Origin of the sequence: Planosporangium spinosum, from assembly GCF_049999945.1 — a bacterium.
GTDB classification, from domain to species: Bacteria; Actinomycetota; Actinomycetes; order Mycobacteriales; family Micromonosporaceae; genus Planosporangium; species Planosporangium spinosum.
The window spans coordinates 47,192-64,131 of the sequence record NZ_JBLYUB010000035.1 but is presented as its reverse complement, the minus strand read 5'-3'; the positions used below and the strand labels follow the sequence as shown (position 1 = coordinate 64,131).

Below are 16,940 nucleotides of genomic sequence, written 5' to 3'. Positions count from 1 at the left end.
GGCAGCGGCGGCCAGCAGAACGTCGAGATCGTCGGTGGCGGGTCCGGACGGTGTGTCGACGTGCCGGGCGCCAGCACGACCAACGGCACCCAGGCGCAGCTCTACGACTGCCGGGGCGGGTCCAACCAGCGCTTCACCTACACCTCGGGCAGGCAACTGCAGGTGTACGGCAGCAAGTGCCTGGACGCCAACGGGCAGGGCGCCGCCAACGGCACCGCGGTCATCATCTGGGACTGCAACGGCCAGACCAACCAGCAGTGGAACCTCAACGCCAACGGCACCATCACCGGCGTGCAGTCCGGACTGTGCCTGGACGCCGCCGGCGCCGCCACCGCCAACGGCACCAAGATCCAGCTCTGGGCCTGCAACGGCGGCTCCAACCAGCAATGGACCCTACGCAACTGACCCTGCGCCACCCCCGGGTGTGCTGGCGCCGACGCGCGAGCGGGGCGACAGCACACCCGACCACAGACCGCGGGCCCGGATGATCCGCGGCATGGCCGATGGTCACGAACGGCAGGCCCGCCTGCGGCAACCGGGCGACCCTCGCGCCCTCGAGGCGGAGTTCCATGAAAGACGCCGCCGGCCCGGCGTCCGCCGATGACCCGCTCGAAGGATCGCTCGTGGTCGCCGCCGGACGGCGACAGCAGCACAGCACGTCCACGTCGGCCTGGGCGGCTGCTTCCGCCACGCGCGCGACAAAGCCCCCTGCATGTCGGTCAGGCGTCGTTGCGCCGGTGGGATGACCAGGCCGTTGGTACGGGTGCGGCCGTCCTTGAGGGCGCGGGCGCTCGCGTTCGGACGGAGGTTGAGCTCTTCGATCACGTCCTGGACGCGCCGGCGGGTCGCCCCGGAGAACGCCCGCTTGCCGCTCGGCGCGTACGAGACCGTGCGGCGCGACACCCCGGCTCGCCGGCGGTCCCCCCCGATGGTCATCCGCGCTCCCGTCCATGATGTCGAATCGATTCGGCAGAAGGCGAGATCCGGGCCGCTTCAGCTGTCAACGGCGGCCCGTCGAGTATTGACCCTTCATCGAGCCAGACCTATTGTCTGTCGAATCACATCAGCGAATCGGTTCGACCACCTCGACACACCACCTCAACCGGCGAGTCCGCGTCGCGGACACCGGACGTTTCTGGAGGCATCCCGGTGAAGAGAAGTCCCTTACCGAGGCGCACACTCGCCGCCCTGGCCGCTCTCACGGTAGCCGCCGGCCTCACCGCCTGCTCCTCGTCGCCGGGCTCAGGGGCGAGCAGCACCGCCGACGGCACCTATACCCTCTGGGACCCGTACCCGCAGTTCGACGACTCGTCGTCCTGGGTGCAACTGACGAAGAAGTGCGGCTCGGAAGCCGGCGTGACCGTGAAACGGACCAGCTTCGACACCACCGACCTCACCAGCAAGGCGCTGCTCGCGGCGCAGCAGGGTACCTCCCCGGACGTGCTCATCGTCGACAATCCGGTGGTCTCGACGCTGGCCGAGGCCGGGGTGCTCACCACCACGGGCGACAACAAGATCGACACCTCGGGCGTACTGCCCAACCTGTTGGCCGCGGGTCAGGCCGGCGACCGGACCTACGGCATCCCGATCGGCGCGAACACCCTCGCGCTGTACTACAACAAGCAGGTCCTCCAGGCGGCCGGCGTCGACCCGGCGACCGTCACGGACTGGGCGTCGCTGACGGCCGCGCTGGCCAAGGTGAAGGCGGCCGGCAAGAAGGGCATCACATTCTCCGCGATCGGCACCGAGGAGGGCACCTTCCAGTTCCTGCCCTGGTTCTGGGGTGCCGGCGCGCAGCTGACCCGGCTCGACTCGCCACCGGCGGTGGCCGCCCTCAACCTGTGGGCGGACTGGCTGGGGCAGGGGTACGCGCCCAACTCGGTCATCACCAACACCCAGACCACGAGCTGGCAGGAGTTCGCGAGCGGCGGGTACGCGTTCGCCGAGAACGGCACCTGGCAGCTCGCGAACGCCAAGAAGACCGGCTTCGAGTACGGGATCATCCCGATTCCGGCCCGCAGTGGCGGCACGGCACCGGCGCCCACCGGCGGCGAGTTCGTCACGGTACCGGCGCAGAAGGCCTCCGCCCGGTACGCCACCACCGAGAAGATCGTGTCCTGCCTGGCCAACCCCGACAACCTCTACAGCACCGACACGACGCTGTCCTACGTCGCGCCCGTCACGGCCGTACAGGACAAGCAGGTCGCGGCGAACCCGGAGCTGAAGGTGTGGGTGGACGCGGTCGCGGTCGCGAAGGGCCGCACCGGCGACAACCTCGGCACGAAGTACCCGAAGATCTCCCAGCCGCTGTGGAACGCCTTCCAGGCCGCCCTCTCGGGTTCGAAGACGCCCCAGGCGGCGCTCACCGCCGCGCAGCAGACCGCGTCGACGGCCACGAAATAGACAGCGGAGGCAGGCCGTACGTGAGAACGATCCAGGCGCCGGCCGCGACCACGGCCCGTGATGCGGGCACACCGGCCCCATCGCGGACCCGGCACGGCCGGCCACGTCGCGACCGGCAACGGCGGGCGCAGGCGGCGGCCTGGGCGTTCTGCGCCCCGGTCGTGGTGTACCTGCTGCTGTTCTACGCCTATCCGCTGTACCGGAACCTGGACCTGAGCCTGCGCGACTACACCGTCCGCTCGTTCGTGCGGGGCGACGCACCGTTCACCGGCCTGGCCAACTACCGGAAGGTGATCGACGACCCGACGTTCCTGCCGGCGCTCACCCACACGCTGGTGTTCACGCTGGCGTCGATCACCGCCCAGTTCGCTCTCGGCCTGGCTCTGGCCGTCTTCTTCAACCGGCACTTCCGGCTGTCGACCGCGCTACGGGCGTTGTTCCTGGTGCCCTGGCTGCTCCCGCTGATCGTGTCCGCCTCCACCTGGTCGTGGCTGCTCAACAGCGAATCCGGAGCGGTGAACGCGGTGCTGCGCGGCATCGGCGTCGCCCCGGTCAACTGGCTCACCGCGCCCGGCTGGTCGCTGGCGTCGGTCATCGTCGCCAACATCTGGATCGGAGTCCCGTTCAACCTGGTGATCCTCTACAGCGGCCTGCAGGCCATCCCGGCCGAGGTCGACGAGGCCGCCGCGCTCGACGGCGCCACCGGCTGGCAGAAGTTCCGTCGCGTCACGTTCCCGCTGCTGCGCCCGGTCTCCGCGATCACGCTGCTGCTCGGCTTCATCTACACCCTGAAGGTCTTCGACATCATCTGGGTGATGACCCGCGGCGGGCCCAGCGACTCGTCGACAACGTTCGCGACCTGGTCGTACCGGCTCGGCTTCGGCAACCTGCTGCCCGAGTTCGGCCCCGGCGCCGCGGTCGGCAACCTCCTGATCCTCATCGCCGTCGCCCTCGGCCTCGGCTACATCCGCGTCCAGCGACGGCAGGGCCGGCCATGAGCCGCGTCGTGACGGCCCGCCGCACCACCCGGTGGCAGACGGCCGTCGGGCTGTTGTTGACCGCCGTCATGCTGTTCCCGGTCTACTGGATGGTCAACGTCTCCTTCACCCGCGACACCGACATGCGGCGCACCCCGCCCTCCTGGTTCCCCGTCCACGGCACGATCGCCGGCTACCGGGCCGTGCTGCACCAACAGTTGCCGTACCTGGGGACCAGCCTCGTCGTAGGCCTCGGGACCGTGGCGCTGACCCTCGCCCTCGCGGCCCCCGCCGGGTACTCACTGGCGAAGCTGCGGCCGCGCGGCGGCGGTGCGCTCGGCTTCGTGCTGCTGCTCGCGCAGATGATCCCCGGCATCGTGATGGCCATGGGCTGCTACGCCGTCTACCTCCGCCTCGGCGTGCTGAACAGCGTCGGCGGCCTCGTCGTGGCGGACTCCACCATCGCCGTGCCGTTCGGCGTGCTCGTCTACACCGCCTTCATGTCCGGCATCCCCGACGAGCTGGTCCAGGCCGCCACGGTCGACGGCGCGGGCCACCTGCGCACGTTCCGGTCCGTCGTGCTCCCGGTCAGCCGCAACGCCACCATCACCGTCTCACTGTTCGCCTTCCTGTGGTCCTGGTCGGACTTCGTCTTCGCCAGCACCCTCGACTCCGGCGGCACCCACCAGCCGATCACCCTGGGCATCTACCACTACATCGGCAACAACAACCAACAGTGGAACGCCATCATGGCCACCGCCGTCGTGGCCTCCGTCCCCGCGGTCGCGCTGCTCGTCGTCGCGCAGCGCTACATCACCGCCGGCGCCACGACCGGCGCCGTCAAGGACTGACGATCACCGGGAACGAAGACACCACGAGAGAAAGCGAGAGCAGCCTGTGGGGCTCGCCTGGCGCCGTTGCGTTGTGGAACCGGCAGACGTGTTGAACCCGCGCCCGGTCGGCGGTCAGATCGCTTGGGCGAGTTCGGTGAACGCGACGGCGATCCGCAGGGCCGGTGGGGCGTCGACGGCGAGTTCGTAGTGGCCGCGGCGAAGGTTCTGCATGAAGGCGTGTCCGGTGATGATCACTTGTGCTGTCTGGTCCGCTCGTAGCCCGCGCATCGGTCTCAGCCTGTGTTTCAGCTGGCTGTGATCAGCCTCGATCGGATTATTGGCGTACTGCTCGACGTGGTGCCAGGCCGACGGGATCAACTCGTCCAGGACGCCGGGGTAGACCGCGGCGGCGTCGGTGACCACCTCGCTGGGCGTCACCTTCAACGCCGATAGCGCTCGTCGGAAGAACCGCCGGGCCGCGTCGGCGTCGCGGCGTGCCGAGACGAGCACGTCGATGACCTGCCCGTACTGGTCGACCGCCCGGTAGACGTAGCGCCAGACTCCGTTGACTTTGACGTAGGTCTCGTCGACGTGCCACCGGTCACCCGGCGAGTGCCGGCAGAACCGGGCAGCGTCGACCAGCAGCGGGGTGAACCGCTGCACCCACCGATACACGGTGACGTGATCCACCTCGACGCCACGCTCGACCAGCAGTTCCTCGACGTCGCGGTAGGACAAATTGAACCGCAGATACCAGCGCACCGCGACGACGATCACTTCCGGTAGGAACCGGAACCCGGCGAACGCCGAAGTCGGCGGCAACCAGGGGCGAGGACGACCCGACGACTTCACAGCCCAAGCCTGCCTCGATCACGCCAACGCTCAATGCAACAGTGCCTCTTCGGTTGTCCTCACAAACCATCGATGATCACGCAGTGGCCGTCCGCGTGCTGCCCCTCCAGACGGCCGAATCCCGAAGTGTCACTGGAGTATTAGGTGAGCGGCTTGCTCAACCGGACGTCCTCGGGCTCCCAGCCGAGGTGCTCGTAGAGCCGTAACGCGCGGGCGTTGCGGGCGCCGGTCTCCAGCGTGATTCGCTGGTAGCCGCGCTCACGCGCCCACTGCTCAGCGCGTGCCAGCAATGCACGTCCCACCCCGCGCCCCTCGGCGCTCTCGGCGGTCACCAACTCGCCGACATAGGCATCGAGGGCACCGGCCCAGTGACGCCGTTCCCCAACGCTGACAAAGCCGACCACCTCATCGTCGACGACCGCCACGAACACGCATCCGCGTTCCTGGATCGCGTCGTCGATCGACCCGACGACCCATTCGTGCACCGCCCGCGCGACCGCGCCGGCGTCCCGCCAGGACGCTACCCCGATGGTCAGCCGACCAGCGAGTTTGAGGAGCGCGTCGCGATCTTCAGGTCGATAGTCACGCACCAGCACTGGACTACTCTAACGGCTGTCGATCAATCGCACGTAGGCAAAGCCAGCCATCGGCTGCGGTTGCACGCGAGATCGCCACGGCCTACGACGACCAGTGATCTTCCCGGAACGTGTATCGCGGGCGTATCGAAAAATGCATACGCCACCGCAACAGTCTTCCGTCTTCGGTGGAGGCATGGACCACAGCGCATCCCCGTCAGCACCAGGTTTGTCGACTGGGAAGGGACCGTGATCATGGAATCGGATTCGGCACAGGGCATCGACCGTCGGCGGCTGATCACATGGGGCGGCCTGGCCACGTTGGTCGCGGCCGAGGTGCCGGACGACGACGCCGGGCATTCCGTGTATCGCGGACGTATGGAAAATCGCATACGCCACCGCAACGGCCCTCCGGCTTCGATGGGGGCGTGAACCACAGCGAATCCCGGTCAGCACCGTCCCGCCGTACGCGCAGGATCGTGCTCCTGAGCCTGGCGATCCTCGGCATGGCGTGCGCCGCGTTCGTGGTGCGACGGCCGCTCATGATGTCCGCTCCGAGGTGCATGGCCGGGCGGTGGCACGGCTGCTACGACACGGATAACGGTGTGGTGCTCATGATGCTGGTCGGGCTGCCGTTGGCCACGCTGGTGGTGTGGGCTCTGGCGAGCGTTCGGCGTGCCGCCGGCGTCACCTCGGCGTGGCGAGTGTCGCTGGCCGAGGTGGGCATGGTCTACGGGACGGTGCCGATGGTATGGCTGACCATGATGCCGGGTCCGGGGGCCGGCATCGTCCCCGGCCGGGTGAGTCTGGTCCCGCTGCGGGACCTGGTCACGATGGGGCCGGTCGGGATCGGCGGCAACCTGCTGATCTTCGCGGCGCTGGGGTTCTTCGCCCCGATGCGGTTCGCGGCGCTGGCGTCCGTGCCGCGGATTCTGGCGCTCGGGGCAGGCTGCTCGGTCCTGGTCGAGACCGCGCAGTACGTCCTGCGGCTGGATCGGGTGTCGTCGGTGGATGATGTCCTGGTCAACGCGGCCGGCGCCGTGCTGGCCGGGCTGGCGTCGCGCCGCTGGTGGCGCACCACTACGGAGGTGCCGTCGGACCAGTCTCGCCCGGCGCCGGCACCGGCAGGCTGAGTCGCGTGTCCTTTGTGCGTACGTTGGCGATACTTTGTGCTGCTTATAGGCTTCTGGCATGCGCGTACTGATCGTGGAGGACGAGCCGTATCTGGCCGAAGCCGTCCGTGACGGTCTGCGGCTGGAGGCGATCGCCGCCGACATCGCCGGCGACGGCGATGCCGCCTTGGAACTGCTCAGCGTCAACTCCTACGACCTCGCGGTCCTCGACCGCGACATCCCCGGCCCGTCCGGCGACGAGGTCGCCCGGCGCATCGTCGCGTCCGGCAGCGGCATCCCGATCCTCATGCTCACCGCGGCCGACCGGATCGACGACAAGGCCTCCGGGTTCGAGCTGGGCGCCGACGACTACCTCACCAAACCGTTCGAGCTGCGGGAGCTCGTGCTGCGGCTGCGGGCGCTCGACCGCAGGCGCGGGTACGCGCGGCCCCCGGTCCACGAGATCGCGGGCCTGCGGCTCGACCCCTTCCGCCGCGAGGTCTTCCGCGACGGCCGCTACGTCGCGCTCACCCGCAAGCAGTTCGCCGTGCTGGACGTTCTCGTCGCCGCCGAGGGCGGGGTCGTCAGCGCCGAAGAGCTGCTGGAACGGGCCTGGGACGAGAACGCCGACCCGCTCACCAACGCCGTGCGTATCACCGTCTCCGCGCTGCGCAAACGGCTCGGCGAACCATGGATCATCGCCACCGTGCCGGGCGTCGGCTACCGCATCGACACGCGACCAGAGGCCGGACACGAGGGAGGCGGGCGTGGATAGGGCACCTGGGTTGAGCGTTCGCGTCAAGCTCACCCTCAGCTACGCCGGCTTCCTCATGCTTGCCGGCGTCCTGCTGCTCGCGACGGTGTGGGTGTTCCTCCTGCGGTACGTCCCCGGCCGTGCGCTCATCGTCCCCGGCTCCACTGACATCCCCGCTGCCGATGTTTTTCCCGTGCGGTCCAGCCTCCTGCACGTCTTCGCGCCGAGGGTAGCCGCGGTGCTGGCCTTCCTGCTGGCGTTCGGCCTCGTCGGGGGGTGGATTCTCGCCGGCCGGATGCTCGCACCACTCGCACAGATCACGGATGCGGCCCGGATGGCCGGGAACGGGTCGCTGTCCCACCGGATTCGCTTGCCGGGTCGCCGGGACGAATTCCGTGAACTCTCCGACGCGTTCGACTCGATGCTCGAACAACTCGAATCCCACGTCGTCGAGCAGCAGAGGTTCGCCGCGAACGCCTCCCACGAACTGCGCACCCCGCTGGCGATCTCGCGGACGCTCCTCGACGTCGCCCGCCAGGACCCCACTCAGGACCGGGACGAACTCATCGAACGCCTACACGCTGCCAATACGCGGGCGATCGACCTCACCGAGGCCCTCCTGCTGCTCAGCCGCGGCGAGCGCGGAGACTTCACCCGCGAGAACGTCGACCTCTCCCTCATCGCCGAAGAAGCCGCCGAGACGCTGCTCCCCCTCGCCGAACAGCGCCGGATCACGCTGGACGTCACCGGCGGGGCGGCCCGTACCAGCGGCTCCGCCGAACTCCTGTTGCGGATGGTGACGAACCTCGTCCAGAACGCCATCGTCCACAACCTCCCCGCCGACGGCACCGTGACGGTCCACACCGAGGCGCACGGCGACACGAGCGTGCTGCGGGTCGAGAACACGGGTCGTCGACTCCCCCTCGAACTGGTGCCGACCCTCACCGAACCGTTCCAGCGGGGAACGGAACGGGTACGCACCGACGGGCACGCCGGCGTCGGTCTCGGCCTGGCCATCGTGCACAGCATCGTCCGCGCCCACGACGGGACCCTCGACCTCGTCCCCGGCCCCGCCGGCGGTCTCCTGGTCACGGTCCGGCTTCCCGGCACGCCATAGGATCCTCCCCGAGCGGGGCCTCGTTCGGGCTGGCGCCCTCAACGACCCGATGGCCGCTGCAGAGCTGGCCCGTCGAGGTGTCGAGCCGGCGTTGCACCCTTTCGTACGTCTGGCGTACCTGGCTCTGCATAGCCCCTTGCTTGGCACGCTGGGAACGCCCCAGAACACCAACTACAACAGTCCCAACCACCCGAAAGAAGTGCCGGCGTGCAGAACACCACGCTTCTGCTGCCGGCAGCGGCGACGTCCGCGCAGTCGACCGGGCAGCCGCCGAACCGGTCGACGTCCTCACCGCCGGGTTCCCGGGGACGGACATCTCGAACGCGGGCAAGCGGGCCGGCATCACCGGCGCGCAGTCCAACCTCTGGCGATGCGTCGTGGACGCCGTTCGCGCGCTTCGAATCTGGTCAGACGTATCTTGCGGATTCGATGGGTCGTGGCCGAATCATTGGGGCACTCACCGGGTGATGGACACCATGTGTCTACCTAGGTAGAGTGCGGTGTCGTGGCTGATCGTCCGAAGTTCTCCGCCCAGACGTTGTCCGTGCTGGCCGCGCTGGAGGCGGACCCTACCGCGTGGCTGCACGGGTACCTCGTCGCCAAACAGACCGGGCTGGCGTCGGGCACGTTGTATCCGATCCTGATCCGGTTGGCCGAGCGGCGGCTGATCGAGGCGCGCTGGGAGGACGAGCAGCCGGCCGGACGCCCACGCCGACACCTGTACCGGCTGACCTCCGACGGTCTGGTCGCCGCCCGCACGGCGCTGGCCCAGGCGGCACCCAAGCGGCAACCCGCGGCCGGACGGGCGGCCCGACGACGACTGTCGACGGAGGGCGGCGCGTGATGGACCGAGTGGTGCGGATGATGGCCGGTCTGATACGGGGCCTGGCCGGGCTGCTGGGCGAACACCGCCGCGACTGGGTGCACGCCCTGCTGGCCGAGACCGACCACCAGCCCACCTCCTCGGCCCGGCTGGCCTGGCTGGGTGGTGGACTGTGGCTGGTGGCACGAGAGGTACTCATGACTCGGATCATCCAGGCGCTGGCCTTCACGGCCGGGGCGGTGGGGCTGGTGTGGATCGCCTGGCCGGGGGCGTCGACGAACTCCGCCACCCCGGTCAACCGGATGTACGTGGTGGGCACGCTGGTCCTGCTGGCCGGCCTCCCACTGCTGGTGCGCCGCTACGTCGGGCCGGTACGCCCGGGCTGGAGGCCTCCGGCGGTCCGGGTAGGTGGGTACGCGGTGGTACTCGCGCTGATCGCCGCCACCGCCGTTCAGCAGCGCATCGGCAGTCAACTCGGCGGGTACTTCCCCGTCATCCTCCCGATCTGGGCGATGGACGTCGGGTTCCTGCTGATCCTCGCCGGCTACGTGGCCGGACTGCTCATCCTGACCTCCCGCCGCGTCCAGTTCACCCGCCGGGTCCTGCCGACCGCGCTGGGCGTCGGGGCACTGACCGCCGGGGTGCTCTACCCGCTGGCACCTTTCGGCATCAACGACACGGCCGAGACCGCCGCCCACTCCCTGCACGGCGGACCTGTCGTCGTCGCGGACTACCTGGTGCTCGCCTGCTTCGTCCTGGCCGCGCTGGCCGTCCCCGTGACCGTGCACGCCGCGGCCACCCGCCTGGCCGACCGCGACACCCGACCCGGCATCCTCACCCCGGCCCGGCAGGCCCTGCTGGCCACCACCGGCGCCATGGCCACCGCGGCCATCCTGGTGGCCCTGTTCACCACCCTGACGATCGCGCTACTGCCCCAGCACTTCACCGGGCCGCAACAAGCCGCCGGTGATGGCACCTGCCCCACCTGCGAGCCGAGCACCATCGTCATCCCCATCAACCTGCGCCACGAGTACTACTTCCAGGAGAGCGTCAACGGGGCCGGCGACGGGACCATCGCGTTGCTGATCGTGCCGCTCACCGGGGCCGCACTCGGCGCCCTGCGCGGCCACCTCCGCTACCCACCGGCCGCCACCCGACCCGATGGCCTCCCCGAGAGTGCGTGACGGACCCGTTGGGACGGTTCGCTGCCAGTCAGTCGATACCCGGGAAAGACCAGCCGCCGCGGCACATCGGACGCGTCCGGGCCAAGCCGGCGCGTGCCGGCGCTCGGTGCGGCGCCTGGCCGGGCTGCTTGGGAACAATCTCGCCGTCGCCCGGGACAGGACCTTGTCGTTCCTCGGTCCGGCAACGACTCGCAGGTTGATTCGACGAGCGGTGTCATCGCCGCTATCCGGCGAGCGACAAACGCGCCAGCTGTGATGCACCGAAGGCGAGCGTGATCCGGTCCATTCATCGTCATGATTGACTGCGGGACAGGCCGCGCGTCGATGAACGTCGGCGCGCGTGCGGCCGCCGCCGCAGAGCGACTGAACCTCTTGCCTGCGAGGACCAGCCGGCCTCGGCACAGTCGGTCACCGTAGGACACCACGACGGCGAGGACGGGCCCGGGAGGACAACGGGGAGCGGCTCTGCAATCCGGCGCGGCTGACCCAATCCCCGGGGTCATCTCTTCGGAACAGTTATTTCCAGGACCCGCCGACACCCACCCTGGAACACCTGCCCTCGCCGTCTCTTGACATAGCGGGGAGCCCGATCGGTCGCAGTGCCACTCGCCGATCATCCCGGCAGGTACCAGCCCACGAACCCCCAGCTCAACCGCACGGACGACGTTCTGGCGCCTACACGTTCGATGCAGATCATCGCCGCACTTAAATACCCGCGCGGTGACTAGTAATCGACGTCCATCACGTGTAGAAGTCAGTAACCGCCCCGCATCAAGCGGGCGTGGGAGGAGTTGAGATGAGTTCCAGACGTGTCCTGCGTTTCGCAGCGGACACCCGGCGAGGCATCCGTCTCGCCGGCATCGGTTTCGTGGCCACGAGCCTCGCCGCGCTCGGCGCCGCCTCACCGGCGGACGCCGCCACCCCCGCCCATCAGTTCACGCCGGCGCCTCCCGGCTCGACCGTCGCCCATCGGCCGCTGGGCCTGAGCAACGCGCAGGCCACCCTGATGGTGCAGTTGGCCGGCGACCCGGTCGCCGTCACGGACGCCGACGCGCCCGCGCCGCTGACCAGCGGCGAGAAGCAGGCGCACAAGAACCAGTTGAGATCGCAGCAGACCCCTGTCGAGCAGCGCGTCCGCGAGCTCGGCGGCACCGTGCTCGGCAACTACCAGTCCGCGTACAACGGCGTCAAGGTGCGCATGTCGGAGCGCCAGGCGGCGTCGCTGCTGAGCGTGCCGAACGTGGTGGCGGTGCACCGGATCCAGACGATGAAGCCGGACAACACCAAGGGCGTTCCACTCATCGGCGCGCCGGAAGCGTGGGCGGGCCTCGCCGGCTTCCACGGCGAGGGCATCAAGGTCGCGGTGATCGACACCGGTATCGACTACACCCACGCCGACTTCGGTGGTCCGGGCACGCCCGAGGCGTACCAGAAGGCGCACGCGACGGAGACCGCGCCGGCCGACCCCGCGCTGTTCGGTCCGAACGCGCCCAAGGTCAAGGGCGGCATCGACCTCGTCGGTGACAGCTACAACGCCGACCCGACCAGCCCTGACTACCAGCCGGTACCGCACCCGGACCCGAACCCGCTCGACTGCAACGGGCACGGCACGCACGTGGCCGGCACCTCGGTCGGCTCCGGCGTGCTCGCCGACGGTACGACGTACCACGGCCCGTACAACGCCACGACGGTCAGCAGCAACTCGTGGAAGGTCGGGCCGGGCGTCGCGCCCAAGGCCGACCTGTACTCGATCCGCGTGTTCGGCTGCCAGGGCTCCACGGACGTCACCGTCGACGCGATCGACTGGGCGGTCGACCACGGCATGGACGTCATCAACATGTCGCTGGGCTCGCCCTTCGGCACCGCTGACGACCCGAGCGCGGTGGCCGCCGCGAACGCCGCCCACGACGGCGTCATCGTCGTGGCGTCGTCCGGCAACTCCGGCCAGAACCCGTACATCACCGGCTCGCCGGCCTCCGGCACCGGCGTGATCAGCGTGGCCGCGAACGACCCGACGCCGAGCTTCCCGGGCGCGCACGTGGCGCTGAGCACCGGCACCACCGTCGACGCGATCGACGCGAACGGCTCCGCCCTGCCCAGCACCCCGCTGCCGGTGAAGGTGCTGAAGACGCCGAGCGGCGGTATCTCGCTCGGCTGCGACCCGCAGGAGTACGTCAACGCGGGCGTGACCGGAAAGCTGGTCGTCGTCCAGCGCGGCACCTGCGGTCGGGTTTCCCGCGCCATCTACGGCCAGCAGGCCGGCGCGGCAGCGGTCCTGATGGTGAACACCTCGAACAGCCTGCCGCCTTTCGAGGGTCCGATCACGAGCAACCCGGACACCGGCGAGGCGTACACCGTCACCATCCCGTTCCTCGGCGTCAAGAGCAGCGACGCTGCCAAGCTCGTCGCGGCGGATGGCGGCACCGCGTCGCTCTCCGCGTTCAACCTCGACAACCCGACCTACCTCGCCCCGGCGGACTTCACCTCGGGTGGCCCGCGCACGGGTGACAGCTGGCTCAAGCCGGACGTGACCGCGCCCGGTGTAAGCATCGCCTCGGCCGGCGTCGGCACCGGCAACGACTTCGAGGTGCTCTCGGGTACCTCGATGGCGGCGCCGCACACCGCGGGTATGGCCGCGCTGGTCCGCCAGGCCCACCCGACGTGGAAGAAGGTCCAGTACTGGAAGGCCGCGATCGTGAACACGGCCGACTCGGGCAAGGTGGCCGGCTACACCACGCGGGTCGCCGGTTCCGGGCTGATCCAGGCGGTCGGCGCGACCCAGACCCAGGTCGTCGCAGAGGGCGACAAGGGCACGGCGACGCTGAACTACGGCTTCGCGGAACTGGACAAGGACTACAACGTCAAGAAGACCGTCAAGCTGCGCAACTTCAGCGACAAGCCGGCCACGTTCACCGTGTCCACCGCCCGGGACGCGGGCAGCCCGCACACCATCGGGTTCGACAGGTCCCAGGTGACGGTCCCCGCTCGCGGTGACACCGAGGTGCAGGTCACGCTGCGCGTCCCTGCGGCCACCGCCGGCGACTCGAGCACGTTCAACGACGTGGCCGGCCTGGTCCGGTTCACGCCGAAGAACGGCGGCAACAACGGCGTCGCCCTGTCGGTTCCGTACTACCTGGTGCCGCAGGCGGTCTCCACCATCAACACGGAGATCGACACCAAGCAGCTGGCGCGTACGGGTACCGCGACCGCGACCGTGACCAACAAGAAGGGCGCGACCACCGGTACGGCCGACTGGTACGCCTGGGGTCTGACCGACGGCAAGGACAAGGGCCTCGGCTCCAACGACGTCCGCGCGGTCGGCGCGCAGGCCTTCGACGGTGGCCTGGCGTTCGCGATCAGCACCTACCACCGCTGGTCGAACGCGGCGGCGAACGAGTTCGACGTGTACGTCGACGTGAACGGCGACGGGGTCGACGACTACGACGTCGTCGGCGTCGACTACGGCGCGACCACGTCCGGCTCGAACGACGGCCGGATGGCCACGGCCGTGTTCAACCTGCACACGGGCGCCGGCTCGATCGAGTTCCTCGCCGACGCGCCATACGACAGCAGCACAATCGTGCTGCCGGTCCTGACCAGCCAGCTCTGCGACGCCGGCTCGCCGTGCCTGTCGAAGGACAACCCGCGGCTGCGCTACCACGTCACGTCGTTCGGCCTGACCGACAACACGTCGGACACGGTTGACGGCACGGCCACCTTCAACGCGTTCACGCCGGCGGTCAGCACCGGCATGTTCGACACCGTCAAGCCGAACAAGTCGGCGACGGAGAAGGTGACCCTGAACGCCACCGAGTTCGCGAAGTCGCCGGCCCTCGGCCTGATGGTCGTCAGCCACGACAACCGCAGCACCGACGAGGCGCAGCTCATCTCCGTCCGGAAGTAACAACCAACAATCAGCGGCGGCCGCCTCGACCAGTCGAGGTGGCCGCCGCTGCCGTTACCCGGAGGCGGTACTACGCGGCCTGCGAGTATTCGCCGATCAGGCCGACCCGCTGTCCTACGGCGCCGCGACGCCGACAGACCCGCAACCGCTGCTCGACGCGGCGGCCGCGGCCGAGAAGGCGCTCGGCGGTCACCTCGCGTCCACCGGTACGCGCTGCCCGACGGCTGACCGAGACGACCGACGGGGCCCGCCGAGCCGACGGCCGGGCTGGACAACCGGGCGCTGCACGGTATCCGTGCGTCACCGGCGACGGCCACGCAGGTGATCGGTCGGGTTCTGTCGACGCACGGCGCGACGTGAACACTCTGCGGTAGATCCGGTGCCGGGGAAACGGTGGCCGTTCGAGATCACCGGTTCAATCGCCACCCTGCTGGGGAGGTCACCCGGTGACGTGACCTTCAGCGCCGGAGGGATGCCATGGCGGACGACAACGATGCCTTCGACGTGATCGTGATCGGGGCGGGACCGGTCGGGTTGACCGCCGCCGCGCGCGCCGTACGGGGCGGCCTGACCGCGGCCGTCGTCGAGGAGCGCCTGGCCGGCGGCGAATGCGAGTACTACGCGTGCATCCCGAGCAAGGCCCTACTGTGGCCGATGGAGCTGGCGGCCGAGGTGGACCGGATGCCGGGACTGGAACTGCGCGGCCCGATCGACGCCGCCGCGGTGCTGGCCCGCCGCGACGCCACCGTGTCCCACCTCGACGACAGCCACAACGTGAGCTGGGTCGACAACCTCCCGGCGACGTTCGTACGGGGCCACGGACGCCTGGCCGGGCCCCTGCGGGTCGAGGTGAGCACCCCGGACGGCGGCCCCCGGACGCTGCGGGCCCGGCACGCCGTCGTCGTCGCCACCGGCAGCGACCCCGCGATCCCCAGCGTGCCCGGGCTGCGGGAGGCACGGCCGTGGACCAACCGGGAGGCCACGCAGGTCCAGCAGGTACCCAAGCGGCTGATCGTGATCGGTGCCGGGCCGGTGGCCTGCGAGATGTCCCAGGCACTGCACTCCCTCGGCGCTGTAGCGACGACGATGCTCGTACGCCGCGACCGCCTGCTCGAGCGGGCCGAGCCGTTCGCCGGCGACCTGGTCGCGGCGTCGATGCGGGAGTTCGGCATCGACGTGCGCTTCGGCCGCCAGGCCGCGCGGGTCGAACGGCCGGTGCCAGGTGGGCCGGTGACCGTCCACACCGACGACGGCACACAGATCGACGCCGATGAGGTTCTCCTCGGTACCGGCCGCCGGCCGGCGGTGGACGACATCGGCCTGGAGACCATCGGCCTGCGACCACACGGCCCGATCGAGGTCGACAACAGCATGCGGGCCACCGCCGTGCCCGACGGCTGGCTGTACGCCGTCGGCGACGTCAACGGCCGTAACCTGCTCACCCACATGGGCAAGTACCAGGCCCGGGTATGCGGCGACGTGATCGCGGCCCGGGCCGCCGGCCGGCCCGACGACGCGCCGGGGCTGCGCGACACCGCCGACGACCGGGGTGCCCCGCAGGTCGTCTTCACCGAACCGCAGGTCTGCATGGTCGGGCGCACCGAGTCCCGGGCCCGCGCCGACGGCTACAACGTTCGGACCGTGGAGTACGACATCGGCTCGGTCGCCGGCGCCGAGGTCCGCGGCGTCGGCTACACCGGCCGCGCGAAGCTCGTCGTCGACGAAGACCGCCGGGTCCTGCTCGGCGCCACCTTCGTCGCCCCCGACGTGGACAGCCTGCTGCACTCGGCCACCGTCGCGGTCAACGCCGAGGTCCCCCTCGACCAGCTGTGGCACGCGGTCCCGACGTTCCCGACCGTGAGCGAGGTCTGGCTGCGCCTGCTGGAGCAGTACGGCCTCTGACGCTCGCGTGCCATCCACCGCAGCGCGGCGTTTGTCGTGCACCCGGATCGGGTAGCGCGGGCCGTGTCGATGGTATTCGGATCCCCGCACGACCTGTGGTGGGTCGTGGTCAAGACCGTGCTGCTTTACGTCACCGCCGTGGCCTGCTTCCGCATCGGTGAACGCCGCACCCTGGCGGAAATGTCGGCGTTCGACTTCGTCGCAGCCGTCGCCGCGGGAGCGATCGTCGGTCGGGTACCCAATGCGCACGATGCCGGTTACCTGGCCGGCGCGGCGACTCTGATAACGGTTCTCCTCGCCCACCGGCTCACCGCCCGGCTGCGCTTCCGGCCGCTGTTCGCCAGGCTGATCGACCACCCGCCACGGCTGCTGGTCGCCGACGGCAAGGTACTTGACGCGGAGCTTCGCCGCAGCGGCGAAGATCCACCTGTTGCCCGATGTCCACCGCGCCTCGCGACCGTCCATTGAGATGGCATACGCGGACCCCGCCTGCCGTCCGCGGCC

Annotated in this window: 17 protein-coding genes; 14 read left to right on the top strand and 3 right to left on the bottom strand. The window is 69.8% G+C overall.

The genetic code is table 11. The annotated features are described in order from the left end of the window. Positions 1 to 405 (top strand): RICIN domain-containing protein (locus tag ACNTMW_RS30855; protein ID WP_426637486.1); only part of this gene is annotated, 405 nt, incomplete at its 5' end. Positions 406 to 507: 102 nt separating this feature from the next. Here the strand turns inward: ACNTMW_RS30855 and ACNTMW_RS30850 are convergent. Then, positions 508 to 936, bottom strand: coding sequence for a LacI family DNA-binding transcriptional regulator (locus tag ACNTMW_RS30850; protein WP_426637485.1), 429 nt, complete (start codon positions 934 to 936; stop codon positions 508 to 510). 213 nt (positions 937 to 1,149) lie between these two features. On the opposite strand from ACNTMW_RS30850, the gene ACNTMW_RS30845 reads away from it, so the two are divergent. The 3 genes from ACNTMW_RS30845 to ACNTMW_RS30835 are packed head-to-tail and all read left to right on the top strand — an operon-like array spanning position 1,150 to position 4,231. Next, entirely contained in the window at positions 1,150 to 2,403 is a 1,254-nt protein-coding gene (locus ACNTMW_RS30845) for a sugar ABC transporter substrate-binding protein (RefSeq protein WP_426637484.1), read from the top strand. Between the two features lie 20 nt (positions 2,404 to 2,423). Next, positions 2,424 to 3,401: a carbohydrate ABC transporter permease gene (locus ACNTMW_RS30840; RefSeq protein WP_426637483.1), complete on the top strand. Its 978-nt coding sequence runs from the start codon at positions 2,424 to 2,426 to the stop codon at positions 3,399 to 3,401. After that, positions 3,398 to 4,231: a carbohydrate ABC transporter permease gene (locus ACNTMW_RS30835; RefSeq protein WP_426637482.1), complete on the top strand. Its 834-nt coding sequence runs from the start codon at positions 3,398 to 3,400 to the stop codon at positions 4,229 to 4,231. The genes ACNTMW_RS30840 and ACNTMW_RS30835 overlap by 4 nt, the downstream gene beginning before the upstream one ends. 114 nt (positions 4,232 to 4,345) lie before the next feature. Here the strand turns inward: ACNTMW_RS30835 and ACNTMW_RS30830 are convergent, their stop codons facing one another. Beyond that, positions 4,346 to 5,035 (bottom strand): IS6 family transposase, encoded by a 690-nt coding sequence (locus ACNTMW_RS30830; RefSeq protein WP_426637487.1) that lies wholly within the window; start codon positions 5,033 to 5,035, stop codon positions 4,346 to 4,348. Between the two features lie 170 nt (positions 5,036 to 5,205). Continuing rightward, positions 5,206 to 5,661: a GNAT family N-acetyltransferase gene (locus ACNTMW_RS30825; protein ID WP_426637480.1), complete on the bottom strand. Its 456-nt coding sequence runs from the start codon at positions 5,659 to 5,661 to the stop codon at positions 5,206 to 5,208. A gap of 228 nt (positions 5,662 to 5,889) precedes the next feature. Between ACNTMW_RS30825 and ACNTMW_RS30820 the strand changes: the two genes are divergently transcribed. The 10 genes from ACNTMW_RS30820 (at position 5,890) to ACNTMW_RS30775 (ending at position 16,904) form a co-directional block, all read left to right on the top strand. Then, positions 5,890 to 6,072: a hypothetical protein gene (locus tag ACNTMW_RS30820; protein ID WP_426637478.1), complete on the top strand. Its 183-nt coding sequence runs from the start codon at positions 5,890 to 5,892 to the stop codon at positions 6,070 to 6,072. Between the two features lie 47 nt (positions 6,073 to 6,119). Beyond that, positions 6,120 to 6,773, top strand: coding sequence for a VanZ family protein (locus tag ACNTMW_RS30815; protein WP_426637477.1), 654 nt, complete (start codon positions 6,120 to 6,122; stop codon positions 6,771 to 6,773). 58 nt (positions 6,774 to 6,831) lie between these two features. Then, positions 6,832 to 7,527 carry a response regulator transcription factor gene (locus ACNTMW_RS30810; protein ID WP_426637476.1) on the top strand — a complete coding sequence of 232 codons (696 nt, stop codon included), beginning with the start codon at positions 6,832 to 6,834 and terminating at the stop codon, positions 7,525 to 7,527. After that, positions 7,520 to 8,623: a sensor histidine kinase gene (locus ACNTMW_RS30805; RefSeq protein WP_426637475.1), complete on the top strand. Its 1,104-nt coding sequence runs from the start codon at positions 7,520 to 7,522 to the stop codon at positions 8,621 to 8,623. The genes ACNTMW_RS30810 and ACNTMW_RS30805 overlap by 8 nt, the downstream gene beginning before the upstream one ends. A 77-nt stretch (positions 8,624 to 8,700) precedes the next feature. Then, positions 8,701 to 9,117: a DNA cytosine methyltransferase gene (locus tag ACNTMW_RS30800; protein ID WP_426637474.1), complete on the top strand. Its 417-nt coding sequence runs from the start codon at positions 8,701 to 8,703 to the stop codon at positions 9,115 to 9,117. 11 nt (positions 9,118 to 9,128) lie between these two features. Next, positions 9,129 to 9,467: a PadR family transcriptional regulator gene (locus tag ACNTMW_RS30795; RefSeq protein ID WP_426637473.1), complete on the top strand. Its 339-nt coding sequence runs from the start codon at positions 9,129 to 9,131 to the stop codon at positions 9,465 to 9,467. Further along, positions 9,464 to 10,630, top strand: coding sequence for a hypothetical protein (locus tag ACNTMW_RS30790; protein WP_426637472.1), 1,167 nt, complete (start codon positions 9,464 to 9,466; stop codon positions 10,628 to 10,630). Before ACNTMW_RS30795 ends, ACNTMW_RS30790 begins: the two co-directional genes overlap by 4 nt. A gap of 796 nt (positions 10,631 to 11,426) precedes the next feature. Then, positions 11,427 to 14,534: a S8 family peptidase gene (locus ACNTMW_RS30785; RefSeq protein ID WP_426637471.1), complete on the top strand. Its 3,108-nt coding sequence runs from the start codon at positions 11,427 to 11,429 to the stop codon at positions 14,532 to 14,534. Between the two features lie 477 nt (positions 14,535 to 15,011). Beyond that, the gene (locus ACNTMW_RS30780) at positions 15,012 to 16,436 is read left to right on the top strand and encodes a dihydrolipoyl dehydrogenase family protein (protein WP_426637470.1); all 1,425 of its coding nucleotides are present in this window, start codon (positions 15,012 to 15,014) and stop codon (positions 16,434 to 16,436) included. Positions 16,437 to 16,499: 63 nt separating this feature from the next. Further along, positions 16,500 to 16,904 carry a DUF421 domain-containing protein gene (locus ACNTMW_RS30775; protein WP_426637469.1) on the top strand — a complete coding sequence of 135 codons (405 nt, stop codon included), beginning with the start codon at positions 16,500 to 16,502 and terminating at the stop codon, positions 16,902 to 16,904. Positions 16,905 to 16,940: the final 36 nt, after the last annotated feature.